25 protein-coding genes and 1 tRNA gene are annotated in these 26070 nt (G+C 73.9%); 17 read left to right on the plus strand and 9 right to left on the minus strand.

All coding sequences use genetic code 11. From position 1 onward, the window contains the following. Nucleotides 1-6: 6 nt before the first annotated feature. The 11 genes from ACUXPL_RS09695 to ilvA all read left to right on the plus strand — a co-directional run bounded on the left by ACUXPL_RS09695 (nt 7) and on the right by ilvA (nt 12425). Entirely contained in the window at nt 7-1218 is a 1212-nt protein-coding gene (locus ACUXPL_RS09695) for an adenosine deaminase (protein WP_036336747.1), read from the plus strand. Between the two features lie 7 nt (nt 1219-1225). Then, the gene (locus ACUXPL_RS09700) at nt 1226-2032 is read left to right on the plus strand and encodes a MazG nucleotide pyrophosphohydrolase domain-containing protein (protein ID WP_454183511.1); all 807 of its coding nucleotides are present in this window, start codon (nt 1226-1228) and stop codon (nt 2030-2032) included. Between the two features lie 177 nt (nt 2033-2209). Further along, the gene (gene eno, locus ACUXPL_RS09705; RefSeq protein ID WP_454183513.1) at nt 2210-3487 is read left to right on the plus strand and encodes a phosphopyruvate hydratase; all 1278 of its coding nucleotides are present in this window, start codon (nt 2210-2212) and stop codon (nt 3485-3487) included. Between the two features lie 135 nt (nt 3488-3622). Further along, nucleotides 3623-4441, plus strand: a complete 819-nt coding sequence (locus ACUXPL_RS09710) for an FtsB family cell division protein (protein WP_454183515.1) — start codon at nt 3623-3625, stop codon at nt 4439-4441. 50 nt (nt 4442-4491) lie between these two features. Next, the gene (locus ACUXPL_RS09715) at nt 4492-6090 is read left to right on the plus strand and encodes a DUF501 domain-containing protein (RefSeq protein ID WP_454183517.1); all 1599 of its coding nucleotides are present in this window, start codon (nt 4492-4494) and stop codon (nt 6088-6090) included. Nucleotides 6091-6143: 53 nt separating this feature from the next. Then, nucleotides 6144-7559: an NAD(P)/FAD-dependent oxidoreductase gene (locus ACUXPL_RS09720; RefSeq protein ID WP_454183519.1), complete on the plus strand. Its 1416-nt coding sequence runs from the start codon at nt 6144-6146 to the stop codon at nt 7557-7559. A 91-nt stretch (nt 7560-7650) separates the two neighbouring features. Then, nucleotides 7651-7727, plus strand: a tRNA-Leu gene (locus ACUXPL_RS09725). Nucleotides 7728-7912: 185 nt separating this feature from the next. Further along, nucleotides 7913-8785 (plus strand): Bax inhibitor-1/YccA family protein, encoded by an 873-nt coding sequence (locus tag ACUXPL_RS09730; RefSeq protein ID WP_180536971.1) that lies wholly within the window; start codon nt 7913-7915, stop codon nt 8783-8785. A gap of 123 nt (nt 8786-8908) precedes the next feature. Beyond that, nucleotides 8909-9880, plus strand: coding sequence for an aldose 1-epimerase family protein (locus ACUXPL_RS09735; RefSeq protein ID WP_454183521.1), 972 nt, complete (start codon nt 8909-8911; stop codon nt 9878-9880). Beyond that, on the plus strand, nt 9877-11094 hold the full coding sequence (locus tag ACUXPL_RS09740) for an AI-2E family transporter (RefSeq protein WP_454183523.1): 1218 nt from the start codon (nt 9877-9879) through the stop codon (nt 11092-11094). Before ACUXPL_RS09735 ends, ACUXPL_RS09740 begins: the two co-directional genes overlap by 4 nt. After that, complete coding sequence (gene ilvA, locus ACUXPL_RS09745; RefSeq protein WP_454183525.1) at nt 11094-12425, plus strand: threonine ammonia-lyase; 1332 nt, start codon at nt 11094-11096, stop codon at nt 12423-12425. Before ACUXPL_RS09740 ends, ilvA begins: the two co-directional genes overlap by 1 nt. A gap of 10 nt (nt 12426-12435) precedes the next feature. Here ilvA and ACUXPL_RS09750 read toward each other — a convergent pair whose 3' ends face one another. From ACUXPL_RS09750 to ACUXPL_RS09760, 3 genes are all read right to left on the minus strand, one after another. Beyond that, entirely contained in the window at nt 12436-13074 is a 639-nt protein-coding gene (locus tag ACUXPL_RS09750) for a GPP34 family phosphoprotein (protein WP_454183527.1), read from the minus strand. Between the two features lie 96 nt (nt 13075-13170). Next, entirely contained in the window at nt 13171-13665 is a 495-nt protein-coding gene (gene greA / locus ACUXPL_RS09755; protein ID WP_180536975.1) for a transcription elongation factor GreA, read from the minus strand. A 258-nt stretch (nt 13666-13923) separates the two neighbouring features. Next, nucleotides 13924-14370 carry a DUF4307 domain-containing protein gene (locus tag ACUXPL_RS09760; protein ID WP_454183529.1) on the minus strand — a complete coding sequence of 149 codons (447 nt, stop codon included), beginning with the start codon at nt 14368-14370 and terminating at the stop codon, nt 13924-13926. Nucleotides 14371-14487: 117 nt separating this feature from the next. Here ACUXPL_RS09760 and mca point away from each other — a divergent pair, with 117 nt between their 5' ends. Then, nucleotides 14488-15480 (plus strand): mycothiol conjugate amidase Mca, encoded by a 993-nt coding sequence (mca, locus tag ACUXPL_RS09765; protein WP_080694998.1) that lies wholly within the window; start codon nt 14488-14490, stop codon nt 15478-15480. A gap of 48 nt (nt 15481-15528) precedes the next feature. After that, on the plus strand, nt 15529-15933 hold the full coding sequence (locus ACUXPL_RS09770) for a hypothetical protein (protein WP_036339985.1): 405 nt from the start codon (nt 15529-15531) through the stop codon (nt 15931-15933). A gap of 153 nt (nt 15934-16086) precedes the next feature. Here the strand turns inward: ACUXPL_RS09770 and trhA are convergent, their stop codons facing one another. Continuing rightward, the gene (gene trhA, locus ACUXPL_RS09775) at nt 16087-16806 is read right to left on the minus strand and encodes a PAQR family membrane homeostasis protein TrhA (protein WP_180536978.1); all 720 of its coding nucleotides are present in this window, start codon (nt 16804-16806) and stop codon (nt 16087-16089) included. 105 nt (nt 16807-16911) lie between these two features. On the opposite strand from trhA, the gene ACUXPL_RS09780 reads away from it, so the two are divergent. Then, nucleotides 16912-17685, plus strand: a complete 774-nt coding sequence (locus ACUXPL_RS09780) for an isoprenyl transferase (RefSeq protein WP_041105013.1) — start codon at nt 16912-16914, stop codon at nt 17683-17685. Here the strand turns inward: ACUXPL_RS09780 and ACUXPL_RS09785 are convergent. Then, nucleotides 17664-18305, minus strand: coding sequence for a rhomboid family intramembrane serine protease (locus ACUXPL_RS09785; RefSeq protein WP_454183735.1), 642 nt, complete (start codon nt 18303-18305; stop codon nt 17664-17666). The two genes, ACUXPL_RS09780 and ACUXPL_RS09785, sit on opposite strands and share 22 nt — an antisense overlap. Nucleotides 18306-18533: 228 nt before the next feature. Between ACUXPL_RS09785 and ACUXPL_RS09790 the strand changes: the two genes are divergently transcribed. Together ACUXPL_RS09790 and ACUXPL_RS09795 are read left to right on the plus strand one after the other, a co-directional pair. Beyond that, a complete protein-coding gene (locus ACUXPL_RS09790) occupies nt 18534-19982 on the plus strand; it encodes a PhoH family protein (RefSeq protein ID WP_454183532.1) in 1449 nt (482 codons plus the stop codon). A gap of 342 nt (nt 19983-20324) precedes the next feature. Next, nucleotides 20325-20828 carry a prepilin peptidase gene (locus ACUXPL_RS09795; protein ID WP_454183534.1) on the plus strand — a complete coding sequence of 168 codons (504 nt, stop codon included), beginning with the start codon at nt 20325-20327 and terminating at the stop codon, nt 20826-20828. Nucleotides 20829-20918: 90 nt separating this feature from the next. Here the strand turns inward: ACUXPL_RS09795 and ACUXPL_RS09800 are convergent, their stop codons facing one another. Genes ACUXPL_RS09800 through ACUXPL_RS09810 form a run of 3 tightly spaced genes read right to left on the minus strand, consistent with a single transcriptional unit; the run spans nt 20919 to nt 23654 of the window. Next, complete coding sequence (locus ACUXPL_RS09800) at nt 20919-22340, minus strand: class II fumarate hydratase (RefSeq protein WP_251650289.1); 1422 nt, start codon at nt 22338-22340, stop codon at nt 20919-20921. A gap of 55 nt (nt 22341-22395) precedes the next feature. After that, complete coding sequence (locus tag ACUXPL_RS09805; RefSeq protein WP_236252094.1) at nt 22396-23067, minus strand: carbonic anhydrase; 672 nt, start codon at nt 23065-23067, stop codon at nt 22396-22398. After that, a complete protein-coding gene (locus tag ACUXPL_RS09810; RefSeq protein WP_454183536.1) occupies nt 23064-23654 on the minus strand; it encodes a DUF4245 domain-containing protein in 591 nt (196 codons plus the stop codon). Before ACUXPL_RS09810 ends, ACUXPL_RS09805 begins: the two co-directional genes overlap by 4 nt. 107 nt (nt 23655-23761) lie before the next feature. Here ACUXPL_RS09810 and glpX point away from each other — a divergent pair, with 107 nt between their 5' ends. Next, nucleotides 23762-24784: a class II fructose-bisphosphatase gene (glpX, locus tag ACUXPL_RS09815; RefSeq protein WP_144786304.1), complete on the plus strand. Its 1023-nt coding sequence runs from the start codon at nt 23762-23764 to the stop codon at nt 24782-24784. Nucleotides 24785-24807: 23 nt separating this feature from the next. Here the strand turns inward: glpX and manA are convergent, their stop codons facing one another. Beyond that, the gene (manA, locus tag ACUXPL_RS09820) at nt 24808-26052 is read right to left on the minus strand and encodes a mannose-6-phosphate isomerase, class I (RefSeq protein WP_454183539.1); all 1245 of its coding nucleotides are present in this window, start codon (nt 26050-26052) and stop codon (nt 24808-24810) included. Nucleotides 26053-26070: the final 18 nt, after the last annotated feature.

The following is a 26070-nucleotide window of genomic DNA, read 5'->3' on the forward strand; positions in this document are numbered from 1 at the left end:
ACGCCCGTGACGACGACGCAGCTTCCGGACACCGCATCCCCCTCCCCGCTCGAGGTCGACCTGGCCGTCCTGCCCAAGGTCTCCCTCCACGACCACCTCGACGGCGGCCTGCGCGTGGGCACCGTCCTCGACCTGGCCCGCGAGGCAGGCGTCGAGGTCCCCGCGGACACCGTCGAGGGCCTGGCCGAGTGGATCGCCGAGCACGCCAACGGCGAGTCCCTCGAGAAGTACCTGCAGGTCTTCGCCCTGACCACCGCCGTGATGCAGACCCGCGAGCAGCTGCGCCGCGTGGCCCGCGAGTTCGTCGAGGACCTGGTCGCCGACGGCGTCGTCTACGGCGAGATCCGCTGGGCCCCCGAGCAGCACCTGGCCGGCGGGCTGAGCCTGGACGAGGCCGTCGAGGCCGTGCAGGCCGGCCTGGACGAGGCGGTCGAGGCCGCCGACGCCGCGGGCCACGTGATCCGCGTGGGCCAGCTGGTCACCGCGATGCGGCACGCCGACCGGGCCCAGGAGATCGCCGAGCTGGCCGTGCGCCACCGCGAGGCCGGCGTCGTGGGCTTCGACATCGCGGGCGCCGAGGCCGGGTTCCCGCCCTCCCGCTTCGCCGACACCTTCACGTGGCTGGCCGCCCACCACCTGCCCGTCACCGTGCACGCGGGCGAGGGTGACGGCCTGGACTCCGTCCGCTCGGCCCTCGTGGACGGCCGCGCCCTGCGTCTGGGCCACGGCGTGCGCCTGGCCGAGGACATCTCGGTGGAGTACGGCGGCGTAGACGAGGACGGCGAGCAGCTGGACGAGCTGACCGGCCTCGTGGACCTGGGCGAGACCGCCGCGTGGGTGCGGGACCGGCAGATCGCCCTCGAGGTCTGCCCGTCCTCGAACCTGCAGACCGGCGCGGTGGACGCCGCGGCGGGCATCGCGGGCCATCCCATCGACCTGCTCGTGCAGCTCGGCTTCCGCGTCACCGTGAACACGGACAACCGGCTCGTCTCGGACGTGTCCCTGACCGACGAGCTCTACCTGCTCGCCGAGACCTTCGGCTACTCGCTCTCCGAGCTGCTGGACCTGCAGCTCAACGCCGCCGAGGCCGCCTTCCTGTCCGTGGACGAGCGCGAGGACCTCGCCGAGATCCTCGTGGCCGGCTGGGGCGAGGTCATCTCCGGCGACGCCGTCGGCCCGGTCCTCGAGGAGCTGGACGACGAGGACGAGGACGACTGATCCGCCCGTGAGCGCGAGTGTGGACCGTCTGGTGGCGGTGGTCGAGGCCCTGCGCGACCACTGCCCGTGGACGGCCGCGCTCACCCACGCCGACCTCGCCGAGTACCTCGTGGAGGAGGCGTACGAGGCGGTGGCGGAGATCGAGTCCCGCGACGACGCCGCATGGGCCGACGTGCCCACGCGTCGGGCCGACGGCGCGTACCCCGCCCTGGCCGCCGAGCTCGGGGACGTCCTGTTCCAGGTGGTCCTGCACGCCGCCGTCTCCCGGGCACCGGGCGCCCCGGCGGAGACGGCCGGGTTCCGCCTGGACGACGCCGCCGACGCCCTCACCGCCAAGATGATCCGGCGCAACCCGCTCGTGCTCACCCCCGAGGGGGGCCTGCGCCCGGCCGAGGAGCTCGCCGCCGTCACGCCCGAGGCCGTCGAGCTGGCCTGGGAGCGGGTCAAGGCGCAGGAGCGGGCCGCCGCGGGGCTCTCGTCCGCCGCCCGGGCCCACGACGACGGCGGCACCGGCCCGGGCCTCGACGTCGGCGACATCCCGGCCCGGCTGCCGGCGCTGGCCGCCGCCGCGAAGGTGGTCGACCGCGCGGCCCGGCAGGAGCCGGACCCGCTCGCCGCGCACGTCCCGGCGCCGGTCGCGGAGGCGGGGGAGCGTCCGGTGGCGGTGTGGCCGGACGAGACCGCGCTCGGGGCGGAGCTGTTCGCGCTGGTGCGCCGGGCCCGGGCGGCGGGGCTGGACCCCGAACGGGCCCTGCGCACCACGGTGGCGCGGGTGCGTGCGGGGGACTGGTCGGCGCTGCATCCGTCCGGCTGACGCGGGGCGGCTGCGGCCCGGCCGCAGCCCCGACCGCGCCCCAGCGACATCGCAGCAGGGGGGAACGGCGGTCTTGTCGCCGGCGCGCGGCCGACCGGAACCTGAGGTCCCCGCTAGGCTGAGGCCGTGTCCACGCCGCGGGCACGACTTCCGACTTCGATTGAAGGAGACCCGTCCATGGCCCTGATCGACGCCATCCACGCTCGCGAGATCCTCGACTCGCGCGGCAACCCCACCGTCGAGGTGGAGGTGCTGCTGACCGACGGCTCCCTGGGCCGCGCGGCCGTGCCCTCGGGCGCGTCCACCGGCGAGTTCGAGGCGGTCGAGCGCCGTGACGGGGACAAGAAGCGCTACGGCGGCAAGGGCGTGCTGGACGCCGTCGCCGCCGTCGAGGGCATCGCCGAGGAGCTCGAGGGCGAGTTCGCCGCGGACCAGCGCGCCGTGGACCGCACGATGCGGGACCTGGACGGCACCCCCAACAAGGGCAAGCTGGGCGCGAACGCGATCCTGGGCGTGTCCATGGCCGTCGCCGCGGCCGCCGCGCAGGCCTCCGACCTCATGCTCTACAAGTACCTGGGCGGCCCGAACGCCCACGTGCTGCCCGTGCCGATGATGAACATCCTCAACGGCGGCGCCCACGCGGACTCCAACGTGGACATCCAGGAGTTCATGATCGCTCCGATCGGCGCCCCGTCCTTCCGCGAGGCCCTGCGCTGGGGCACCGAGGTCTACCACGCCCTGAAGACCGTGCTGCAGGAAAAGGGCCTGTCCACCGGCCTGGGCGACGAGGGCGGGTTCGCCCCGTCCCTGGAGTCCAACCGCGCCGCCCTGGACCTCATCGCCGAGGCCGTGACGAAGGCCGGCTACCGCCTGGGCGAGGACATCGCGCTGGCGCTGGACGTCGCCTCCTCCGAGTTCTTCGACAAGGGCTCCTACGCCTTCGAGGGCCAGCAGCGCTCCGCCGAGGAGATGGCCGCCTACTACACCGAGCTGGTGGACAACTACCCGATCGTCTCCATCGAGGACCCGCTCGACGAGGACGACTGGGACGGCTGGCAGCACCTGACCGCGCAGCTGGGCGATCGCGTCCAGCTGGTGGGCGACGACCTGTTCGTCACCAACGTGGAGCGGCTGCAGCGCGGCATCGACGAGAAGGCCGGCAACGCCCTGCTCGTGAAGGTCAACCAGATCGGCTCCCTGACCGAGACCTTCGACGCGATCGCCCTGGCCCAGCGCCACATGTTCCACTGCATGATCTCGCACCGCTCGGGCGAGACCGAGGACACGTTCATCGCGGACCTCGCGGTGGCCACCAACGCCGGCCAGATCAAGACCGGCGCCCCGGCTCGCTCGGACCGCGTGGCCAAGTACAACCAGCTGCTGCGCATCGAGGAGGACCTGGACGACGCCGCCGTCTACGCGGGCCGCTCCGCCTTCCCGCGCTTCCGCGGCTGACCGTCCCCGACGACGACGCGCGGGCCCGCCCGGATCCCTCCGGGCGGGCCCGCGTCCGTCCCGGGGGGCCAGGATCCTGCCAGGGGCGGGCAGTAGGCTGTGAGGGTCCCCACCACGCGTCCGAAGGAGTCCGCGATGAGTCCGCGCCGCCCCCGCGTGCCCCGTGTCGACCCGACGACGGGCGCCCCGCGCCGGACCGCCGTCGCGGCCCCGGCGGCCCCGACGACGGCCTCCCCGGAGGCGGGCGCGCCCACGCCGACCCCTGCGGCCCCCACCCCGGTGCCCGCGGCGACGGATGCGGAGGTCATCGACCTGCAGAGCGTCCAGGAGCGCCGCCAGTTCGGTCACCCCGGACACCTGGACGGGCACCCGGACGCAGACCGGGCCGACACGGCCCCCGCCGAGGACACCGCCGCCCCCGCGTCCCCGTCGGCACCCCCGCGCCGGACGGCACCGGCCCGCCCGGCCGGGCGTCGGCCCCGGCCCGCCCCCCGCCGCGCCGCATCCGCCGCCGCCACGGCCGCCCGCCGTCGGGCCCCGCTGCCGGAGCCGGTGCCGGCCCGGCAGATCACGGGCCGCTCGCTCATCGTCGTCGCCGTGCTGCTGGTGGCCGCCGTCCTGGTGGCGCCCACGCTGCGCGCGTTCCTGAACCAGCAGCTGGAGATCTCGGCTGCGCGCGAGGAGATCGCCACCATGCAGGCCCAGCGCGAGGACTACGAGCGGCGGATCCAGCTGTGGGACGATCCCGCCTACGTGACCCAGCAGGCGCGCGAGCGCCTCGAGCTGGTCATGCCGGGGGAGACCCTGTACTCCGTGACGGGACGACCTTCCGAGACCGAGACCGACACCGAGGCCGAGGACACGCCCGCCGCCGGCGCGGACGAGGTCGTCAACACCCGCCTGCCGTGGGCCGAGGGCCTGTGGGACTCGGCCGTCCGCGCCGGGCTCGAGTGAACCCCGCGTCCCGCCCCCGCCCGCATCACCCCCGCACCCCCGAGGACACCATGACCGTCAGCCCCCGCCCCGCCCAGGACCGCACCGTCACCGAGCAGGACCTGGACACCCTGTCCCGCCAGCTCGGCCGCCCGGTCCGGGACGTCGTGGAGATCGGCGCCCGCTGCGTGTGCGGCAACCCCCTCGTGGCGACCACCGCGCCGCGCCTCTCCAACGGCATCCCGTTCCCCACGACCTTCTACCTGACGCACCCCGTGCTGACGGCGGCGGTCTCGCGGGTGGAGGCGGACGGGGAGATGGCGCGCATGAACGACCGCCTCGCCCAGGACCCCGCGCTCGCGGCCGCGCACCGCGCCGCGCATGAGGCCTACATCGCCGAGCGGGACCGGGTCGGGGTCGAGGCCGGCACGGGGCCCGTCCCGGAGACCGCCGGGGTCTCGGCCGGCGGCATGCCCGAGCGTGTGAAGTGCCTGCACGCCCTCGTGGGCCACGCGCTCGCGGCCGGGCCGGGGGTGAACCCGCTCGGTGACGAGGCGATCGCCCTGGTGGCCCCGTGGTGGACGCCCGAGGTCTGCGCGTGCGAGGGCGCGTGGGACGAGGCCGCGGCGGTGCCCACGAAGGACCTGTCCCGGCACGTGAAGCACCTCGAGCGCGTCGCCGCGCTCAAGGAGGTCACGGTGGCCGGCGTGGACTGCGGCACGAACTCCATCCGCCTGCTGATCTCCCGGCCGGCCGGGACGGACGAGACCACCGGCGCCGGGGCCGACCCGGCGGCGCCGCTGGCCGACGTCGTGCGCGAGATGCGCGTGGTGCGCCTGGGCGAGGGCGTGGACGCCACCGGCGCGTTCTCCGACGCCGCGCTGGAGCGCACCTTCGCGGCGGTGGACGAGTACGCCCGCCTGGTCCAGCGCCACCACGCCGGCCGGGTCCGGTTCGTGGCCACCTCCGCCAGCCGGGACGTCTCCAACCGGGCCGCGTTCGTCGACGGCGTCCGGGAGCGGCTCGGCGTCGAGCCGGAGGTCGTCTCGGGCGCCGAGGAGGCCGCCCTGTCCTTCACGGGCGCCGTCTCCGCCGTCGAGACCGCGGACCTGGGCCCGGAGGACCTCGTGCTCGTCGTGGACCTCGGCGGCGGCTCCACCGAGCTGGTGGTTGGCACGCCCGCGGGCAAGGTCGTGGGCGCGGTCAGCCTGGACATGGGCTGCGTGCGGTTCACCGAGCGTCATCTGCGCTCCGACCCCCCGACGTCGGACGAGGTCGCCGCGGCCCGCGCGGACGCCCGCCGCCTCCTCGACGACGCCGCCGCCCGCCTGCCGCTGGAACGCGTGGCGCGCGTGGTCGGCGTGGCCGGCTCGGTGACCACCGTGACCGCCGAGGCCCTCGGGCTCAGCACGTACGAGCCCGAGGCCATCCACGGTGCGCGCCTGCCGATCGCGGAGTTCCGCGCGGCGGCGGAGGGCCTCGTGGCGGCGACCCGGGCCGAACGCGCCGAGCGGGGGTTCATGCACCCCGGACGGGTGGACGTGATCGGTGCGGGCGCGCTGCTGTGGAGCACCGTCCTGGAGCGGGTGGCCGAGGTCGCGGGCGTCACCGAGGCCTGGGCGAGCGAGCACGACATCCTGGACGGGATCGTGCTCTCGCTGCGGTCCTGACCACGACGGCAGAAGATGGAGGGGCCGGGCCCGCGCGTGCGTAGACTGGCGGTATGTCTCTCACTCCTGAACTGTCTCCCAAGCCGCGCCTGCTGATCGTCGGCGGCGGCTACGCCGGTTTCCAGCTCGCGAAGGAGCTGCAGACCAAGGTCAAGGACCGCGGCGGCGTCGTGACCGTCGTGGACCCGCTGCCGTACATGACGTACCAGCCGTTCCTGCCCGAGGTCGTCGGCGGCCACATCGAGGGGCGCAACGTCGTCGTGGACCACGCCACCCATCTCAAGGACGCCGAGGTCCTGCGCGGCACCGTCGTGAAGGTGGAGCACGCCCGCCGCGTGGCCACCGTGCGCGGCGAGGACGGCCACGAGTTCGAGCTGCCCTACCAGGACATCGCCATGACCGCCGGCGCCACCACCCGCGTCTTCCCGATCAAGGGCCTGGGCGAGCACGGCATCGGTCTGAAGACCGTGGAGGAGGCCGTGGCGCTGCGCAACCAGATCCTGGAGCGCCTGGACGCCGCCTCCCTCATGGTGGACGCCGAGGCCCGTCGCCGCGCCCTGACCTTCGTGGTGGTCGGCGGCGGCTTCGCCGGCATCGAGACCGTGGGCGAGATGGAGCACCTCATCCGCACCGCCGTCGCCCGTGAGCCGCGCCTGTCCCAGTCCGAGGTCCGCATCGTGCTCGTCGAGGCGATGGGCCGCATCATGCCCGAGGTCGGCGAGGACCAGGCCGTCGGCGTGGTGGAGCACCTGAAGGACCGCGGCATCGAGGTCCTGCTCAACACCTCGCTGGGCGACGCCACGGACGGGATCATGACCCTCGTGGACATGAAGGACAAGTCCGAGAAGGAGAAGTTCGGGGCCGACACCCTCGTGTGGACCGCGGGCGTGGCTGCCAACGCCGTCGCCAAGCAGACCGACTTCCCGGTCGAGGAGCGTGGCCGCATCGAGGTCACCCCCACCCTCCAGGTCAAGGACGGGGAGAACGGCGTGCTCGAGGGCGCCTGGGGCTGCGGCGACGTCTGCGCCGTCCCGGACCTGACCGGCGCGGGCCCCGGCGGGTTCTGCGTCCCGAACGCCCAGCACGCCGGCCGTCAGGCCAAGCAGCTGGCCGCCAACTACATGGCCGTCCGCCACGGTGAGGGCGAGGTGCAGGAGTACGTGCACAAGTCGCTCGGCGCCGTCGCCGGCCTGGGCTTCTTCAAGGGTGTCGGCAACCCGCTCGGCGTGAAGATCGCCGGCCCCGCCGCCTTCCTGGCGCACCGCGGCTACCACGCCTACGCGATGCCCACCCTGGACCGTCGCTTCCGCATCCTGTCCGGCTGGGTCGCCGAGACCCTGTTCGGCCGCGACTCCACCTCGGTGGAGGGCCTGGACACCCCGTTCAACCCGTTCCGCCGCGCCGCCGGCGTCGAGCTCGAGCCCGGCCGCTTCGAGCGGCAGCAGGCCCTCGAGTCCTCGAAGGGCTGATCCTGCAGCCAGCGGGCCGCCGGCCCCGTCCGAGCGCATCGGACGGGGCCGGCGTCGTCCGCACCCGGGCCCGCGTCCACGGGCCCGCCACGCCCCCGTGGCCCAACTGGCAGAGGCGGCCGACTTAAAATCGGCGTGTTGCGGGTTCGACTCCCGCCGGGGGCACCACGCGTCTCCCCGCGCGCCTGGCTTCTGCGCCCACCGTGAACAGCCGGTGAACCGGCGCGGATCCACGCTCCGGCCCCGCGCGCGGATGCACGCGTCCCGATAGGATGGTGCGGGAACCCCGGGGCACGAGCGCGGCTCACTGCGGCGGCGTGCGACCGGGCCGACTCGACCCGAAGGAGCGAGCCGTGGCGAATCCGGTCATGAACTCTCAGAACTTCCAGCAGCAGATGCAGGGCGGCGGACAGGCGCAGCCCGGCTGGTACCAGGGCGGGACGCAGTCCGCGCAGTCCCCCTACGGCCAGCAGGACCCCTCCGGCCGGGCCCAGGCGTTCGGCGCCGGCCAGGCCGCGCAGGACTACGCCCACCAGCAGTCCATGGAGGACGCCTTCCGCGCCCCCGCCGCCGGCCCGGAGCACACCGGCCGGATGACCTACAACGACGTCGTCGGCAAGACCGGCCTCATGCTCGTGCTGGTCGTCGTGGCCGGTGCCGTCGGCTGGTTCTCGCCGGGCCTGATGATCGTCGGCGCGATCGCCGGCCTCGTCCTCGGCCTGGTCAACTCGTTCAAGCGCGAGCCCTCGCCCGTGCTGATCATGCTCTACGCCCTGGCCGAGGGCCTGTTCCTCGGCGGCATCTCCGCCGTGTTCGAGGCGTCCTACCCGGGCATCGTGGTGCAGGCCGTGCTCGGCACCTTCTCCGTGTTCGCGGTGATGTTGGCCCTGTACACCTCGGGCAAGTTCCGCCCCACCCCGCGCATGACCAAGATCGTCATGACGGCCATGCTGGGCTACCTCGTGTTCATGCTCGTCAACCTGGTCCTGACCTGGACGGGCATCGCGAACCTGCGCACCGGCGGCCTCGGCCTGATCATCGGCGCGATCGCCGTGCTGCTCGCCGCGTACTCGCTGACCATGGACTTCGAGATGGCCGCCGTGGGCGTGAAGAACGGCGCCCCGCAGAAGTACTCCTGGTCCGTCGCGTTCGGCCTGACCGTGACCCTGGTCTGGCTGTACATCGAGATCCTGCGCATCGTCGCCATCCTGCGCAGCGACGACTGACCCGTCCGTCCCGTCCCCGCACGGAGACCCCGCACCGCCGCCCCGGTCCTGCACAGGCCGGGGCGGTCTGCGTCCGCGAGGGCGTAGATTGAGGGGGTCCCTCGCCGCCACCCAGGAGGTCCCGTGACCGAGACCAGCGACCTGCCCGCCTTCGGGGCCCCGGACGCCACCGGCACCCAGCACCGCCTGCACCGCGGGTCCGCGGAGGCCGTCGTCGTCGGCCTGGCCGGTGCCCTGCGCCGGTACCGCGTGGCCGGCGTGGACCTCACCGAGCCGTACGGCCCGGACGTGGTCCCGCCCGCCGCCAACGGCATCCAGATGAGCCCGTGGCCGAACCGTGTCGCCGGTGCCCGCTGGATCCTGGACGGCGTCGAGCAGCGCCTGGACGTCACCGAACCCGCGCGCGGCCACGCCAGCCACGGCCTGCTGCGCAACACCCACTTCGTCACCGAGACGCGCTCCGCCCACGCGGTGACCCTGCGCGGTGAGATCCACCCCCAGCACGGCTGGCCGTTCCGGCTCACCCACCGCGTCACCTACGAGCTCGAGGCGGACGGCGGCCTCACCGTCACCGCCGAGGTGCAGAACCACACGGACGCCACCGTGCCCGTGGCGGTCGGCGCCCACCCGTTCCTGCGGATCGGGGACGTCCCGACGGCGGAGCTGAGCCTGCGCGTGCCCGCGGACGCCTGGATCCGCACGGGGGAGGACCTCATCCCCGTGGAGACCCTGCCGGTGGACGGCACGGACCTGGACTTCCGCCGCGGCCGGGCCGTGGGCGAGGACGCCCTGGACGTGTGCCTCACCGGCCTGACCCCGGACGCCGACGGCCGGCACCGCCAGACCCTGCTCGCCGGGGACGGCCGGGCCGTGACCCTGTGGTCCGACCACGCGTTCGCCTACACTCACGTCTTCGTCACGGACCGGCTGCCCGGCCGTGACACGGCGCTCGCGGTGGAGCCGCTCACCGCTCCCGCGGACGCCCTGAACTCGGGGGAGGGCCTGCACCGGCTCGCCCCGCACGCCCGCTGGAGCGCCCAGTGGGGTCTGACCCCCCATGTCCCCGACCACCCACACGAGGAGGATCGCGCGTGAGCTCGACCCTGGCGGCCCAGACCAAGATCAACAAGGACGTGCCCTACGGGCTGACGGTGGCCGCGGCCTGGTCCTGGCGGCTGGTGGCCGTCGTCATCGGCATCGGCGTCGTGGTGTACCTGCTGGGCTTCGTGAGCCTCGTGGTGATCCCGATCCTCGTGGCCGCGCTGCTGGCCACCCTGCTGGCCCCGGTGTTCCAGGCGATGCGGCGCATCCGGGTGCCGGGCGTCGCGGCCGCCTTGCTGTGCGTGCTGCTGCTGGTCGTCGTCGTGGTGGGCCTCATGGGGCTCGCCGGTCAGCAGATCGTCCAGGGCTTCGCCCAACTGGGCGATCAGCTGGGCCAGGCCGTCGACGACGCGATCGCCTGGCTGGCCGGCGTGGGCGTGGAGATCCCCCGTTCCGGTGCCGGGCTGGAGGGCCTGTGGCAGACGCTGCGGGACAACTCCGCCACGCTCATGAACAGCGCCGTCTCGTTCGGCTCCACGGCCGTCAACATCGGCGCGGGCTTGTTCATCGCCCTGTTCTCCCTGATCTTCTTCCTCTACGACGGCGACCGCATCTGGCGCTTCCTCCTGATCTTCGTGCCGAAGGCGCACCGGGCCACCGTGGGCCGCGCGGGCCGCTCGGGCTGGCACTCGCTCGGCTCCTACGTGCGGGTCCAGATCTTCGTGGCGTTCATCGACGCCGTCGGCATCGGCATCGGCGCCCTGATCCTGGGCGTGCCGCTGGCCATCCCGCTGGCCGTGCTCGTGTTCCTGGCCTCGTTCATCCCGATGATCGGCGCCACCCTGACCGGCGCGATGGCGGTGCTCCTGGCGCTGATGTCCAACGGCCTGGTCAACGCGCTGCTCATGCTGGGCGTGGTGCTGCTCGTGCAGCAGATCGAGTCGAACGTCCTGCAGCCGCTCGTGATGGGCAAGGCCGTCGCGCTGCACCCGCTGGCCGTGTTCCTGGCCGTCGCCGCCGGCTCCACCGTCCTCGGTCTGGCGGGCGCCGTGTTCGCCGTGCCGGTGCTGGCCTTCGTGAACAGCTTCGTCCGCGCCCTCACCGCCGACACCCCCGAGGAGCTCACGGAGCGGACGGACCACGCCCTCGAACCGGGCGGCGCGGAGGACGAGACGGCCGGCTCCCACCGGGACCGCCCCTCGACGCACGACGACGCCGCCCTCGCCTCCGAGGCCGACGCGGGCACCCGGCACGGGGACGACGCCTGATGGGCGCGGCGCAGGCCACGGACACCCCGGACCGGACCGTCCCGACGCCGTCGCCCCGGTGGGTGCGGCCCGCCGGCGGCCCACCGGCCCCGACGGCGCTGCCCGTCACCCTCGAGGAGATCGAGCGGGCGCGCGAGACGCTGCGCGGGATCGCCGAGCTCTCCCCGCTGCAGCACTCCCGGGCGCTCTCCCGGGCCGTGGGCACGGACGTGCACCTGAAGTGCGAGAACCTGCAGCGGGCCGGCTCGTTCAAGGTCCGCGGCGCCTACGTGCGGATGGCGCAGCTGAGCGAGGAGGAGCGCGGCCGCGGCGTCGTGGCCGCCTCGGCCGGCAACCACGCCCAGGGCGTCGCCCTCGCCGCCGCCAAGCTCGGCATCCGCGCCCGCATCTTCATGCCCCACGGCGTGGCCCTGCCCAAGCTGCAGGCCACCCGGGACCACGGCGCCGAGGTCGTCCTGCACGGCTCCACCGTGGACGAGTCCCTCGCCGAGGCGCAGCGGTGGGCCACGGAGACCGGTGCCGTGTTCATCCCGCCGTTCGACGACCCGGCCGTCATCGCGGGCCAGGGCACCGTCGGCCTCGAGATCCTCGACGTGCTGCCGGACGTGGACACCGTGATCATGGGCATCGGCGGCGGGGGGCTCATCGCCGGCACGGCCGTGGCCCTCAAGGAGGCCGCCCGGCGTCGTGGGCGCACGGTGCGCGTCATCGGCGTGCAGGCGGCCACCGCCGCCGCGTTCCCCGGCTCCCTCGAGGAGGGCCGCGTCCAGGTGCTGGAGAGCGTGTCCACCATCGCGGACGGCATCGCCGTCGGCAAGCCCGGGGCCCTGCCGCTGCGGATCGCCGCCGAGCTGGTGGACGCCGTCGTGACCGTCACGGACGACGAGATCGCGGCGGCCCTCGTGCACCTCCTCGAGCGCTCCAAGCTCGTGGTGGAGCCGGCGGGCGCCGTCGGGGTGGCCGCCCTGCTGGCGGGCCGCACGGCGGACCTAGGCTTCGAGCTCGGCACCACCGCCGTGATCCTCTCCGGCGGGAACATCGATCCCATGCTCATGCTGAAGTCCATCCAGGCCGGACTGTCGGCCGCGGGGCGCTACATGACTGTGCGCATCCCGCTGCGGGACCGCCCGGGCGAGCTGGCCACGATCTCACGGATCATCGCGGACACGGACGCCAACGTGGTGCGCGTGGACCACACCCGCGTCGGCCCGGAGCTGTCCATGGGCGGCGTGCACATCACGATCGACATGGAGACCCGCGGCGCCGAGCACTCCGCCCAGGTCCTGGAGGCGCTGCGCGCGGCCGGCTACAGCCCGGCCCCGCTGCCCTGACCGGGCCGGCTCAGGCCGCGGAGCCGGCGGCGGCCGCGGTGACGGTGCCGGAGGTCCCGCCCACCGCGCGGCGCACGGCCTGGACCAGGAGGTCCTCGCGCGTGAGCGTCTCGATGCGGCGGACCATCTCGCGGCGGTCGTAGCGCTCGTGGGCGCCCGGCAGGAGGCGTCGGGCGAGGTTGAGGTGCTGCAGCACGCCGAGCAGGAGCACGTCCTCGTCGGAGGGCTCGGCCTCGTCGAGGACCACGGCGGCCAGGTGCGCGAGCAGCTCGGCGCGCTCGGTGCCGCGGGGGACGTGCCGGGTGGCCAGGAAGGCCTTGCGCTCGGTGAGGCGACCGGTTTCGGTCAGATGGGCGACGACGGCCTTGCGCAGGTCCGGCTTCCCGGCCGCCACAGTGGACACGAGCGGTCGGCCGGCCAGGGCGTCGACCTGTCCGAGGGAGGAGTCCAGGACGGGGTCGCCGGTGGTGCCGGCCGCGGTCACGAGCACGCGGGCCCGGTCCACGGGGACGTCCTCGAGGGTCACGATCCCGGCGGAGCGGTGGTCGGCCAGCGCGGCGGCCGCGAGGGCCACGCGGTGGTGGGAGGGGCTCTCGGAGCGCCCGTCCTCGCGGGTGAGCAGCAGGTGCGCCTTCTCGACGGTCAGCATGGGGCCAGAGTAGCAACGGGGGCGCGGTGGGACCCGGGACGGACGACGGCCGCGGCCCCTCGAGGGGACCGCGGCCGTCGTCGGGGCCGGGGAGGGTCAGCCGGAGTAGGGCTGGACGTCCTTGATCTCGACCTTGATGTCCTTGCCGTTCGGGGCGGTGTAGGAGACCTTGTCGCCCTTCTTGGCGCCGTTGATGGCCTCACCGAGCGGGGAGCGCTCGGAGTAGACCTCGAGCGACTCGTCGTCCGCGGCGATCTCGCGGTTGCCGAAGAGGAAGGTCATCTCGTCGCCGGCGACGACGGCGGTCACCACGGCGCCCGGGTGCACGGCGCCGTCGTTCTCGGCGGCCTCGCCCACGCGGGCGGTCTCGAGCAGGTGCTTCAGCTCGGCGATGCGGCCCTCGTTCTTGGACTGCTCCTCGCGGGCGGCGTGGTAGCCGCCGTTCTCCTTGAGGTCGCCCTCATCGCGGGCGGCCTCGATGCGCTCGATGATCTCCTGGCGGCCGGGGCCGGAGATGTGCTCGAGCTCCTTGGAGAGGCGGTCGTACGCCTCCTGGGTCAGCCACGGGGCGTCGGACTGGCTGGTGGTCATGCTCTGTTCCGCCTTTCTGTCTCGGGTGATGCGGAGTCCGGGGCGCGGCGCACCGGGTCCGGTGCGCGATCCGCGTCCGGCGGACGCGCCCGCATGCGAAAGACCCCGCCGATCAGGAGGACGCGCGTGACCCGAGGGCTCCGTGCGACGCCTGCCTGACTCACCGGCGGGGCGGGAATGCTCCGACGAGTCTATCCGGGCGGTGTGCGTCACACCAAAGGCGGCCGCTACGCCCAGGGCGGAGCGGGCCGGGAGGGCTCAGACCTTGCGGCAGGTCTCGACGACGCCGGAGTCGCCCCGCACCACGGTGCGCACGTCCACGGTGTAGCGCTGCTGCGCGTCCGAGGGGGAGTCCCGCCGGTCGGCCGGCAGAGTCTCCAGGCGGACGGTGCGGAACCCGACGGGGGCGGCGTGGGAGTCGGTGACGAGCACATCGCACTCGGCCTGCACGCCCTCCGGGACGGAGGCCTGGAAGGTGACGGTCGCGTGGCCGTCGTCCTCGATGGTGAAGCCGACGTCCTTGTACTCGATGGCGCCCACGGACATGTTCAGGCCGATCCACACGGACAGCAGCACGGCCGCGACCAGCCCGAGACCGCCGAGGCCCGCCCACAGCCGACGACGGCCCGGACGCGTGTGGTCCGTGCCGTACCGGTTGGCTAATGTGGGGTCCTGCGCGCGGACCGCGGGGGCGTGGTGAGACATCCCCTCCACCCTAGCCGCTGCCCGCCGCCGGAGGCCGATGACGACGTCGGCCTCGACCCCCCCCACGCCGCCGCCCCCGCGGCGGCTCCGCCATCCGGACAGGAGTGTGCGATCCCCGTGACCGATCAGACCCCCCAGGCCCAGCCGGCCGCAGGCACCGCCCTGCCGCCCTCCACCGGGCTGCGTCTCATGGCGGTGCACGCCCACCCGGACGACGAGTCCTCGAAGGGGGCCGGCACGATGGCCGCCTACGCGGCGGCCGGGGCCGAGGTCATGGTCGTCACGTGCACGGGCGGCGAGGCCGGCACCCTGCTCAACCCGTCGTTCGGGGACACCACCCGGGCCGACCGGGACATCGCGGCCGTGCGCCGCGAGGAGATGGCCGAGGCCGCGGGCATCCTCGGCATCCGGCACGCCTGGCTCGGCTTCCTCGACTCGGGACTGCCCGAGGGGGATCCGCTGCCCGCCCTCCCGGCGAACTGCTTCGCCGAGGTCCCGCTCCAGGATGCGGCGACCCCGCTGATCTCGCTCGTGCGCCGGTTCCGCCCGCACGTGCTCATCTCCTACGATGAGGTCGGCGGCTACCCGCACCCGGACCACCTGCAGGCCCACGCCGTGACGATGGAGGCCTACCGGGCCGCGGGCCTCGCGGACGAGTACCCCGAGGCCGGGCCCGCGTGGGAGGTCTCGAAGGTCTACTACGACTGCGGGTTCAACCCGCGCAAGTTCCGCACGATGGCCGCGGTGGCCGAGGCCGACGGCGAGGACGTGCCGTTCGCCCGACGCCTGATGATGTTCGACGCGATGGACGCGATGCGCGAGGTGCTGCGCCGCCGCGAAGCCGGGGAGGACGTGCCCGACCCGGAGGTCATCCCGCCGTGGGTCACCGCGGACCACGACGTCACCACCCAGGTGGACGTCACCGGCTTCCTCGACGAGCGCGACGCCGCCCTGCGGGCGCACCGCACGCAGATCGACCCCGACGGCATGTTCTTCGACGCCCCCCACGACCTGCAGCGGCGCGCCTGGCCGTGGGAGGACTTCGCGCTGATCGACTCGCGCGTGCCCTCCGAGCTGCCGGAGCACGACCTCTTCGCCGGCCTGCGCTGAGTCGTCCCGGCTCGGGCCGTGCGGCCGGGGCCGGTAGAGTGGGGCGGCGTGACACCCCTGTCTGGCCTTCCCCTCGTCCTCACCGCGCTCGCGGCCGCGAGCCCCGCGCCGGTGCCCGCCGTCCCGGAGCCGACGCTGCGCCCCGGGCTCGAGGAGGCGGAGGTCACCCCCGGCATCGAGGGGTTCCTGTTCACCGCGCTCATGGTGGTCATGGCGATCATCGTCTTCCGCGTCATGGTCCGCTCGGTGCGCCGCGTCCAGCAGCGTTCCCCGGAGGCCGAGGCCATGCTCGTGGAGCGCCATCAGCAGCACCTGCCGGACGAGGTCCGCGCGGGCGGCGAGCACCTGGACGCGGACTCCGAGGACCGGCTGCGCCGCCTGCAGGAGAAGTACCCCGGCTACCTCCAGGAGCCGGCCCCGGAGCCCCAGGCCCCGGACACCGGACGCGACTGACCGTCGTCGGGCCCGTGCACGCTCAGGCGCCGCCCGAGACTCCACGCCCGAACCCTTGAGGCCCGCAGACGCGCCGCGACGGGATGGACGTAGCGGCGCGTCTGCGGGCCTCGGCGCTGCCCGGCGGGCGGCAGACCCCCGTCCCTGCCACGATCAGGCGACGACGAGCACCGCCCGGTAGATGGCGACGGCGTGGCACACGAAGCCGGCCACCGTGAAGGCGTGGAACAGCTCGTGGAAGCCGAACCACTCGCGGTGGATCGTGGGGGCCTGCAGCGCGTAGCAGACCGCGCCCGTGATGTACGCGATGCCGCCGGCCACGATCAGCCACCCCGCCGCCGCATCCGCGGCGAAGAAGTCGCCCAGGTACAGCAGCGCCGCCAGCCCGAGCACCACGTACACCGGCGTGTAGAGCCAGCGCGGGGCATCCGTCCACAGCACCCGGAACGCGACGCCGGCCACGGCCCCCACCCACACCAGGGTGAGCAGCACACGCGCCCGGTCCGGAGCCAGCAGGGCCAGGGAGAGCGGCGTGTAGGTGCCGGCGATGACCAGCATGATGTTCGTGTGGTCCAGCCGCTTGAGGACACGGGAGACCACCTCGTTCCACTGCACCAGGTGGTACGTCGCCGAGACCGCGAACAGCAGCAGGCCCGTCACGGCGTAGACCGCGCTGGCCCACCGCAGCGTCGCGGTCGGCGCGAGCACGATGAGCACGATGCCGGCCGCGAGCGTCAGCGGCGCCATGACCGCGTGGGTCCAGCCGCGCAGTCGGGGCTTGTACAGCGGATGGTCGGGGTCGCGGATGCGCTCGATGCGCCAGCGCAGGCGGCGGGCGGCGTCGGCGTCGCGGAGGGGTGTCACAGGGTCCATGCGTCCATTGTCGCCGGTCGGGCCGGGACCGGGGCACGGGATGGTCGCTGTGTGCCGCGCGCGTATCCTGGAGGCTCGCAGGACCGTCCGAGAGGGGAGCGCGCCGTGGGTCGACCCGAGGCCTTCTACCGCCTGTACGAGCGGCGGCTGACGCGCGGCCTGGACCCGGAGCGCCTGCCCAGGCACATCGGCGTGCTGGTGGACGGCAACCGTCGCTGGGCCCGCGCGTTCGGGGCGTCCACGCAGCAGGGCCACCAGGCCGGCGCCGAGCGCATCCTCGACTTCATCGGCTGGTGCGACGAGGCCGGCATCCCCGTGGTCACGCTCTACATGCTCTCCACCGAGAACCTCCGGCGCCCGGCGGAGGAGCTCGCCCCGCTCCTGGAGATCATCCAGACGACGGCGGAGCGCCTCGCCCAGCCGGCCGAGGGCCGCGCCCCCGTGTGCGTGCAGCCGGTCGGCGCGGTGGACCTGCTCCCCGAGCCCATGGCGCGACGGCTCGCCGAGGTGGCCGAGCAGACCAAGGGCCACGACGGCGTGCACGTGAACGTGGCCGTGGGCTACGGGGGCCGCCAGGAGATCCTCGACGCCGTGCGCGAGCTGCTGCGGGACGAGCACGCCCTGGGCCACAGCGCGGCGGAGGTGGCCGAGTCCGTCACCGTCGAGCAGATCGCGGACCGGCTCTACACGCGCGGCCAGCCGGACCCGGACCTGGTCATCCGCACGTCCGGGGAGCAGCGGCTCTCCGGGTTCCTGCTCTGGCAGTCCGCGTACTCGGAGTTCTACTTCTGCGAGGCCATGTGGCCCGCGTTCCGCAAGGTCGACTTCCTGCGCGCCCTGCGCGACTACGGCAGCCGTCAGCGCCGGTTCGGCACCTGACGGTCGGCGCGGCCCCACCACAGGCCCAGCAGCACCCCGACGACGGCCCCGGCCAGGTGGCCGGTCCACGAGATGCCGGGGGCCGGCAGCAGGCCGATCAGGCTCGAGCCCAGGTGCGTGAGCGCGACGAGCACGGAGACGACGACTGCCCCGAATCGGCGCACCGCGATCCCGTAGACGATCAGGAACGCGATCAGCACGTACACGATCCCGGAGGCGCCGATGTGCACGCCCGGGGTGCCGATCAGCCAGGTCAACAGGCCCGAGCTCAGCCAGGCGCAGACGAGCAGGGCCACCGGCCGGCGCGAGACCAGGGCGGCCAGCGGACCGAGGACGAGCAGCGCCGTCGTGTTGCCGATCAGGTGGGCCCAGCCAGCGTGCAGCACGGGGGAGAACAGGACCCCGTCCAGGCCGTCGAGGCGTCGCGGGATCAGGCCCACGCCGGGGATGATCACCCGGCCGAGGAAGATCAGCACGAACTGCGCGATCCACATGGTCGCGATCAGCACGGCGGTGGGCGCGACGGCGCCCAGCAGGCGGCCGCCGGCGCGCTCGGCCAGGGTCGGGGCGGGGGCCGGGCCGACCGGCAGATCGGGCAGGCCGGGGGACGGGCGGTGCATGCTCAAGGGCCCTCCTGGGGACGGGGAGCGGGCGGCCGCCGGGACGTCGGCGGCGCGTCTCCAGTGTAGGGAGCGCGGGACGTCGGGGGCCGTGGCGGGGCCCGGACGGACCGTCACCGCGACTTCATCCCGGGTTCACCGTGCCGGGCCCCGGCGGACGACGCCGCTTCCTAGCGTGGCCCGTGGGCGGACCCCCGCCCGCATGGTTCACCGGCACAGGAGGCAGACATGGTGGCAGAGCTCGTGGAGCACGCGCAGACCCGGCAGGAGCCGCCGAGCCGGCCGGGCCAGACGCGCGCCGAGGCGGGGCCGGCGGAGGCGACCGGCCTGCGGACCTACGTGGTGGACACGTCCGTGCTGCTCTCGGACCCGCGCGCCCTGCTGCACTTCGCCGAGCACGAGGTGGTCCTGCCGCTCGTGGTGGTCTCGGAGCTCGAGGCCAAGCGCGCCGACCCCGACCTCGGCTACTACGCACGCACGGCCCTGCGCCTGCTCGACGACCTGCGCGGCCGCCACGGCGCGCTGGACCAGCCCGTGCCGATCACCCCCGAGGGCGGCACGCTGCGGATCGAACTGAACCACGTGTCCGTGGACGTGCTGCCCCTGGGCATCCGCGGCACGGACAACGACTCCCGCATCCTCGCCGTCGCGAAGGCGCTCGCGGACGAGGGCGCCACGGTCACGGTCGTGTCCAAGGACCTGCCGATGCGTGTGAAGGCGGCGGCCATGGGCCTCGCCGCGGACGAGTACCGCCACGAGCTCGTGCGTGACTCGGGCTGGCGCGGCACCGTCTCCCTCAGCGTGGCGCAGGAGCGGCTGGACGCCCTCTACGACGACGGCGAGGTCGACCTGGCCGGCGTCCCGCTGGGGACCCTGACCGGCACGGGCGTCGAGGCCGGGCCGGAGGAGGCCCCGGCCGAGGCGGACCGCCTGCCGGTCAACACGGGGCTGGTGCTCACCGCGCCCCGGGGCTCCGCTCTGGCCCGGGTCGGCGAGGGCGGCCGAGCCTGCCTGGTGCGCGGGGACCGCGACGTATTCGGCCTGCACGGCCGCTCCGCCGAGCAGCGGCTGGCCATCGAGCTGCTGACGGATCCGAGCGTGGGCATCGTCTCCCTCGGCGGCCGCGCGGGCACCGGCAAGTCCGCGCTGGCGCTGTGCGCGGGCCTCGACGCCGTCATGGAGCGCCGCGAGCACCGCAGGGTGGTCGTGTTCCGTCCGCTGTACGCCGTCGGCGGCCAGGACCTGGGCTACCTGCCCGGCTCCGAGGGCGACAAGATGGGCCCGTGGGCGCAGGCCGTCTTCGACACCCTGGGCGCGCTCGTCTCCCCGTCCGTGGTGGACGAGGTGGTGGACCGCGGGATGCTGGAGATCCTGCCGCTGACGCACATCCGCGGCCGCTCGCTGCACGATGCGTGGGTGATCGTGGACGAGGCGCAGTCGCTCGAGCGGAACGTGCTGCTCACGGTGCTGAGCCGGATGGGCCGCAACTCGAAGGTGGTGCTGACCCACGACGTCGCCCAGCGGGACAACCTGCGCGTGGGTCGGCACGACGGCATCGCGGCCGTGGTGGAGCGCCTCAAGGGCCACCCGCTGTTCGGGCACGTGACGCTGACCCGTTCCGAGCGCTCGCCGATCGCCGCGCTGGTCACAGACCTGCTGGAGGAGGGCCAGGCCTGAGCCGGGCGGCGGGGTCGGGCATGAAAAAGGGGCCGCTGCCGAAGCAGCGGCCCCCGGCGGGGGTGCTCGGCCCCGCGGAGGGGGGATGGGGGACCGAGGAAGCCCGCCACCATGGCCCCTTGAAACGGGATTGAGGCCATGGGGTCTGTGTGAGCCCCGTACGTCCATGAGACGGCTGGAAGCTCGTGACTTCAGAGTAGACCCGTGCCAGGGGTCGTCGCAATGGGCGGCCCCGGTTGCGCTGTCGGCAGAACACCGGGTGGCCGGACCGTGAACGCGAGGTGGCCTGATCGCCTGTGGACGACGGCCCGGCGGGCGCGCCGCCCGGCCTAGGCTGGGCGCATGAGCGGGGTGGGATGGGCGTGGACGCACGGTGCGCCGGCGACGGCGGTGCTGTGGACCCTGGGGCTGGCGTGGTTCGCGGTGTGCTCGGGCGTGCTCGTGCGCACGGACCTGCGGGACCATCGGCTGCCGAACCGATGGACGCTGCGGCTGGCGCTGGGCGGGCTGGTGGTGATGACCGGGGGAGCGCTGCTGGCGGGCCGGGGTGACCTGGCCCTCTGCAGCCTGCTGGGCGGTCTCGGCTACACCGTGGCCATGCTCGCGCTGCACGTGCTCAGCCGCGGCGGCCTCGGGATGGGGGACGTGAAGCTCGCCGGCGGGCTGGGCGTGTACACGGGGGTCCTCGGCCCGACGGCGGTGCTCGCCGCCGGGGTGGGCGCGATCCTGCTCGGCGGAGTGGCGGCGGGTGTGCTGGTGCTCGCGGGCCGGGAGACGGGGCGGACGGCGCTGCCGTTCGGACCGGCGATGGTGGCGGCGGCCGCCGGGGTGCTGGTGCTGGCGTGAACGACGAGCGGCCGCCCTCCGCACGGGAGGACGGCCGCTCGACGTCGTGGCCCAGGAGGCGGCGTCGCACCGCTCACCCGGTCCGCCGGATCACTCCGGGTGGGTCATGGACATGGTGTCCAGGGCCTTGTCCAGCTGCTCCTCGGTGACCTCGCCGCGCTCGACGTAGCCGAGGTCCACGACGGCCTCGCGCACGGTCATCTTGTTCGCGACGGAGTGCTTGGCGATCTTGGCGGCGGCCTCGTAGCCGATCACCTTGTTCAGCGGGGTCACGATGGACGGGGAGGCGCCGGCGAGGAAGGCGCAGCGCTCCTCGTTGGCCTCGATGCCGTCGATCATCTTGTCCGCCATGACGCGCGTCGTGTTGGCCAGCAGGCGGATGGACTCGAGCAGGTTGGCGGCCATCACGGGGATGCCCACGTTGAGCTCGAACGCGCCGTTGGTGGAGGACAGGGCGACGGTGGTGTCGTTGCCGATCACCTGGGCGCACACCATGATCGCGGCCTCGCAGATCACGGGGTTGACCTTGCCTGGCATGATCGAGGAGCCCGGCTGCAGGTCCGGGAGGGCGATCTCGCCGAGGCCGGTGTTCGGGCCCGAGCCCATCCAGCGCAGGTCGTTGTTGATCTTCATGATCGAGTACGCGATGTTCCGCAGCTGGCCGGAGGCCTCCACGAGGCCGTCGCGGTTGGCCTGGGCCTCGAAGTGGTTGCGGGCCTCGGTCAGCGGCAGGCCGGTCTCCTCGGCGAGCAGCTCGATCACGCGGGCGGAGAAGCCCTGGGGCGTGTTGATGCCGGTGCCCACGGCGGTGCCGCCGAGCGGGACCTCGGCCACGCGCGGCAGCGCGGACTGGATGCGCTCGATGCCGTAGCGGACCTGCGCGGCGTAGCCGCCGAACTCCTGGCCCAGGGTCACCGGGGTGGCGTCCATGAGGTGGGTGCGGCCGGACTTCACGATGCCGGCGAAGTCCTCCGCCTTCTTCTCGAGGGAGACGGCCAGGTGGTCCAGCGCCGGGACGAGGTCGTTCACGAGGGCGGCGGTGACGGCCACGTGCACGGAGGTCGGGAACACGTCGTTCGAGGACTGGGAGGCGTTGACGTGGTCGTTGGGGTGCACCTCGTCCTCGGAGCCGGCCTCCTGGAGGGCGCGGGTGGCGAGGGTGGCGAGCACCTCGTTGGTGTTCATGTTCGAGGAGGTGCCGGAGCCGGTCTGGAACACGTCGATCGGGTACTGGTCGTCGTGGTCGCCTGCGATGACCTGGTCCGCGGCGGCGACGATGGCGTCCGCGCGCTCCTGCGAGAGGATGCCCAGCTCGGCGTTCGCCTTGGCCGCGGCCTTCTTGACCTGCGCGAGGGCGTGGATGTGGGCGGGCTCCAGGCCCTTGCCGGAGATCGGGAAGTTCTCCACGGCGCGCTGGGTCTGCGCACGGTAGAGGGCGTCCACCGGCACCTTCACCTCGCCCATGGTGTCGTGCTCGATGCGGAACTGCTGATCGGTGTTCTCTGCGGTCATGGTCACATCCTAGGACGGCGCGGGCGCCCGGTGCCGCACCGGACGCCCGTCGTCGTCAGACCGCCAGGTCGCCGTGCACGCGGCCCGGCCGCGCGGTGCCCTCGGACAGCGAGTAGGTGAGCCCGACGACGGCGGTGCGCCCGGACTCGACGGCCGCGCGGACGGACTGCGAGGTCTCCATGAGGTGGTCGCAGGTCTGGTCCACGTGCTCGGCCACGAACTCGTCGACCTCCTCCAGACCGCGGCGGCGCCCGGCCAGCACGGACGGGATGATGCGCTCCACGAGGGGGCGCACGAAGCCGCGCGGCATGGTGCCGGAGATGTAGGACTCGACCGTCGCCGTGACGGCGCCGCACGAGTTGTGGCCCAGGACGATGACGAGCGGGATCTCCAGCACGTCCACGCCGTACTCGATGGAGCCCAGCACGGCGTCGTCGATCACGTGGCCGGCCGTGCGCACCACGAACACGTCGCCGAGGCCCAGGTCGAAGATGATCTCGGCCGCCAGGCGCGAGTCGGCGCAGCCGAAGATGACGGCGACCGGGGCCTGGCCGGCCGTCAGCCCGCTGCGGCGCTCGGCATTCTGGTTCGGGTGGCTCGGCTCGCCCGCCACGAAGCGGCGGTTGCCCTCGACGAGGACCTCCCACGCCTCCGCGGGGGTCAGGTCGGAGGTGGGGACGACGACGTCGGGGGCCGGCGTCGTCTCGGGGCGGGTGTGGGGGGTCATCGGGTCTCCTTCGCGACGCCGTGCGCCAGGTCTTCGAGGACGGCGTGGTCGCCGGTGGTGGTCAGCACCACGGTGCTGCCGTCCACCTCCGCCACGAGCCGTCGCTCCGGTTTCTTCGGATCGGCGTGGAGGTCCCACGCGATCCCGTCGATCTCGATCGTCTCCGACGTCGGGACCTGGTCCACCCGCAGGCCCACCCAGGTGGGGTCGACGTCCTCGGCCTGCTGCAGGCCCGCGAACACCGTGTCCGTGACCACCCAGCCGACGTCCCACGTGGAGACGCCGTCCAGCTTCTGCAGGCGGGCGTAGTTGGCGTACCAGGACTCCGGCACCTCGGGCGCCAGGGCCGGCAGGTCGCCGTCGTCGTGGGGGACCGTGGCGGCCTCGGCGGCGACGTCGACGCGGTCCTCCCGGGGCCGCTGCGGCGGCTCCGGGTTGAGCAGGAGGACCACGGCCACGATCGCCAGCAGAGCCACCAGGGAGAGCACCATGGCCATCCACGGCTGCCGGGCCCGCTGCGCCTGCTTGGCGGTCAGGACGGGGCGGGGGGCGGGGGAGTGGGGGTCGGCGGAGCTCACGGACAGCATTGTGCCACCCGCGGGAGGCCGCCCCCGTAGGATGAGGACCGGGGCAGAGCCGCCCTCACGCCCCGTCCCGTGCGGACGGAGCGCCGCGAGCAAGGATCGGAGCAGCGATGACCAGCGCGTCCTCGGAGAAGACCGGCTACGAGAACCACGTCCCGGACCGCAACCTGGCCATGGAGCTGGTGCGGGTGACCGAGGCGGCGGCCATCGCCGCGAGCCCCTGGGTGGGCTACGGGGACAAGAACAAGGCGGACGGCGCCGCGGTGGACGCGATGCGCGCGTTCATGGACACCGTGGCCATGGACGGCACCGTGGTGATCGGCGAGGGCGAGAAGGACGAGGCGCCCATGCTGTTCAACGGCGAGCAGGTCGGCGACGGCTCCGGCGCCGCCGTGGACGTGGCCGTGGACCCGATCGACGGCACCCGCCTGACCGCCATGGGCTACAACAACGCGCTCTCCGTCTTCGCGGTGGCCGAGCGCGGCACCATGTTCGACCCGTCGGCCGTGTTCTACATGGACAAGCTCGTGGTGGGCCCCGAGGCCGCCGACTTCGTGGACATGCGCCTGCCGGTGAAGCAGAACGTGAACCTTGTGGCCAAGGCCCTGGACAAGCCCGTCTCCCAGGTGACCGTGTGCGTGCTGGACCGCCCCCGCCACGAGGGCCTAGTCAAGGAGATCCGTCAGGCCGGCGCCCGCGTGAAGTTCATCCTGGACGGCGACGTCGCCGGCGCCATCGCCGCCGCCCGCCCGGACACCGGCGTGGACATGATGATGGGCATCGGCGGCACCCCCGAGGGCATCGTCACCGCGTGCGCGATCAAGGCGACCGGCGGCATCATCCAGGGCCGCCTGGCCCCCACCGACGACGCCGAGAAGCAGAAGGCCCTCGACGCCGGCCTCGACCTCGACGCCGTGCTGACCACGAACGAGCTGGTCACCTCCGACCACTGCTACTTCGCGGCCACCGGCATCACCGACGGCGACCTGCTGCGCGGTGTGCGCTTCGGCGACGGCCGCGTGCACACACAGTCCATCGTGATGCGCTCGTGGTCCGGCACGGTCCGCACCGTGGACGCCGAGCACGACGTGAAGAAGTGGTCCAAGTGGCTGGAGGACCGCGACGCCCGCTGAGCCCGCGGGCCGGCCTGCCGGGCTCAGCCCCGCGGCAGGCCGGCCACGTGCACCGTCGCCGGGGCGCCGGCCGCGGCGCGGACGGCCAGCGGGCCGGACGCCGTCTCGGCGGCGGGCAGGAACACGGCCTCGCCCGGACCCAGCTCGATCTCCTGGCCGGCCAGGGCCAGGCGCGCCGTGCCGCGGGTGACCACCGCGATCCCGGGCCCGTGCACGTCGAGTCCGCGGACGGCGTCGTCCTCGAGCGTGGCCTGGAGCAGCTCGAACTCCTCGAACGGCGGGCGGAAGGCCACCACGGAGTCGGCCACGCGCTCGGGCTCGGTGGAGGGCACCGGCAGCGCCTCGAAGGTGACCACGCGGCGCAGCTCGGGCACGTCCACGTGCTTCGGGGTGAGCCCGCCGCGCAGCACGTTGTCCGAGGCCGCCATGACCTCCACGCCCAGCCCGTGCAGGTACGCGTGCACGTTGCCGGCGGGCAGATGGATGGCCTGACCCGGGGCCAGGTCCACGCGGTTGAGCAGGATGGCCACCACCACGCCGGGGTCGTCCGGGTGGTGCTGGGCGACCTCGAGGGCCGTGGCCAGCGAGGGGTCGCGCTCGGCCAGGTCCGGCGCGGCCCGCAGCACGTCCACGACCTGCGCGACGGCGCCGGGCGAGCCCCACACGGAGTCCGGGTCGAGGATCGAGGTGAACGCGTCCTCGAGGTCGCCGGCGGCGAGGGCCTGGCTGATCCGGGCGGCGGCGACGGCGACGGCGGACGTGTCCCCGTCCGCCCGCTCGGTGAGGGCGCGGGCCAGGGCCTCGAAGCTGTCCGAGGAGACCTCGGGGGAGCGGAAGCCGCACATCGCCGCGAAGGGGGTCAGCGCGAGCAGCATCTCCGGCTTGTGGTTCGCGTCCCTGTAGTTGCGCTGCGGGGCGTCGACCGGCACGCCGGCCGCCTCCTCCGCGGCGTGGCCCGCGCGGGCCTGCTCCAGGGTGGGGTGCGCCTGGATGGACAGCGGGGCGCCCGCGGCGAGCAGCTTCATCAGGAAGGGCAGACGGCCCTCCGGCGCGGCGGGTCCGAGGCAGTGCTCGGGGTCCGCGGCCACCACCTCGTCCAGGCCGACCTGGGCGCCGTCCGACACGACGGCGACGCACGGGGCGCCCGGATGGTCGCCCAGCCACAGCTCGGCCTCGGGGCGGCCGGTGGGCTCGCGTCCCTGCAGGTCGGCGAGGAGCGTGGGGGAGCCCCAGGCGTAGTCACGGATCACGGGCTTCAGGACGTGCATGCGCCCAGCCTAGGTCAG

The sequence above is a fragment of the Micrococcus sp. 140720015-1 genome (assembly GCF_053627595.1).

Excerpts from the sequence above, each read along its gene's own strand:
- eno (WP_454183513.1), top strand. The coding sequence starts at position 2,210 with ATGGCCCTGATCGACGCCATCCACGCTCGCGAGATCCTCGACTCGCGC.
- ACUXPL_RS09710 (WP_454183515.1), top strand. The coding sequence starts at position 3,623 with ATGAGTCCGCGCCGCCCCCGCGTGCCCCGTGTCGACCCGACGACGGGC.
- ACUXPL_RS09715 (WP_454183517.1), top strand. The coding sequence starts at position 4,492 with ATGACCGTCAGCCCCCGCCCCGCCCAGGACCGCACCGTCACCGAGCAG.
- ACUXPL_RS09720 (WP_454183519.1), top strand. The coding sequence starts at position 6,144 with ATGTCTCTCACTCCTGAACTGTCTCCCAAGCCGCGCCTGCTGATCGTC.
- ilvA (WP_454183525.1), top strand. The coding sequence starts at position 11,094 with ATGGGCGCGGCGCAGGCCACGGACACCCCGGACCGGACCGTCCCGACG.
- ACUXPL_RS09750 (WP_454183527.1), bottom strand. The coding sequence starts at position 13,074 with ATGCTGACCGTCGAGAAGGCGCACCTGCTGCTCACCCGCGAGGACGGG.
- greA (WP_180536975.1), bottom strand. The coding sequence starts at position 13,665 with ATGACCACCAGCCAGTCCGACGCCCCGTGGCTGACCCAGGAGGCGTAC.
- ACUXPL_RS09760 (WP_454183529.1), bottom strand. The coding sequence starts at position 14,370 with ATGTCTCACCACGCCCCCGCGGTCCGCGCGCAGGACCCCACATTAGCC.
- trhA (WP_180536978.1), bottom strand. The coding sequence starts at position 16,806 with ATGGACCCTGTGACACCCCTCCGCGACGCCGACGCCGCCCGCCGCCTG.
- ACUXPL_RS09785 (WP_454183735.1), bottom strand. The coding sequence starts at position 18,305 with ATGCACCGCCCGTCCCCCGGCCTGCCCGATCTGCCGGTCGGCCCGGCC.
- ACUXPL_RS09790 (WP_454183532.1), top strand. The coding sequence starts at position 18,534 with ATGGTGGCAGAGCTCGTGGAGCACGCGCAGACCCGGCAGGAGCCGCCG.
- ACUXPL_RS09795 (WP_454183534.1), top strand. The coding sequence starts at position 20,325 with ATGAGCGGGGTGGGATGGGCGTGGACGCACGGTGCGCCGGCGACGGCG.
- ACUXPL_RS09800 (WP_251650289.1), bottom strand. The coding sequence starts at position 22,340 with ATGACCGCAGAGAACACCGATCAGCAGTTCCGCATCGAGCACGACACC.
- ACUXPL_RS09805 (WP_236252094.1), bottom strand. The coding sequence starts at position 23,067 with ATGACCCCCCACACCCGCCCCGAGACGACGCCGGCCCCCGACGTCGTC.
- ACUXPL_RS09810 (WP_454183536.1), bottom strand. The coding sequence starts at position 23,654 with ATGCTGTCCGTGAGCTCCGCCGACCCCCACTCCCCCGCCCCCCGCCCC.
- glpX (WP_144786304.1), top strand. The coding sequence starts at position 23,762 with ATGACCAGCGCGTCCTCGGAGAAGACCGGCTACGAGAACCACGTCCCG.
- manA (WP_454183539.1), bottom strand. The coding sequence starts at position 26,052 with ATGCACGTCCTGAAGCCCGTGATCCGTGACTACGCCTGGGGCTCCCCC.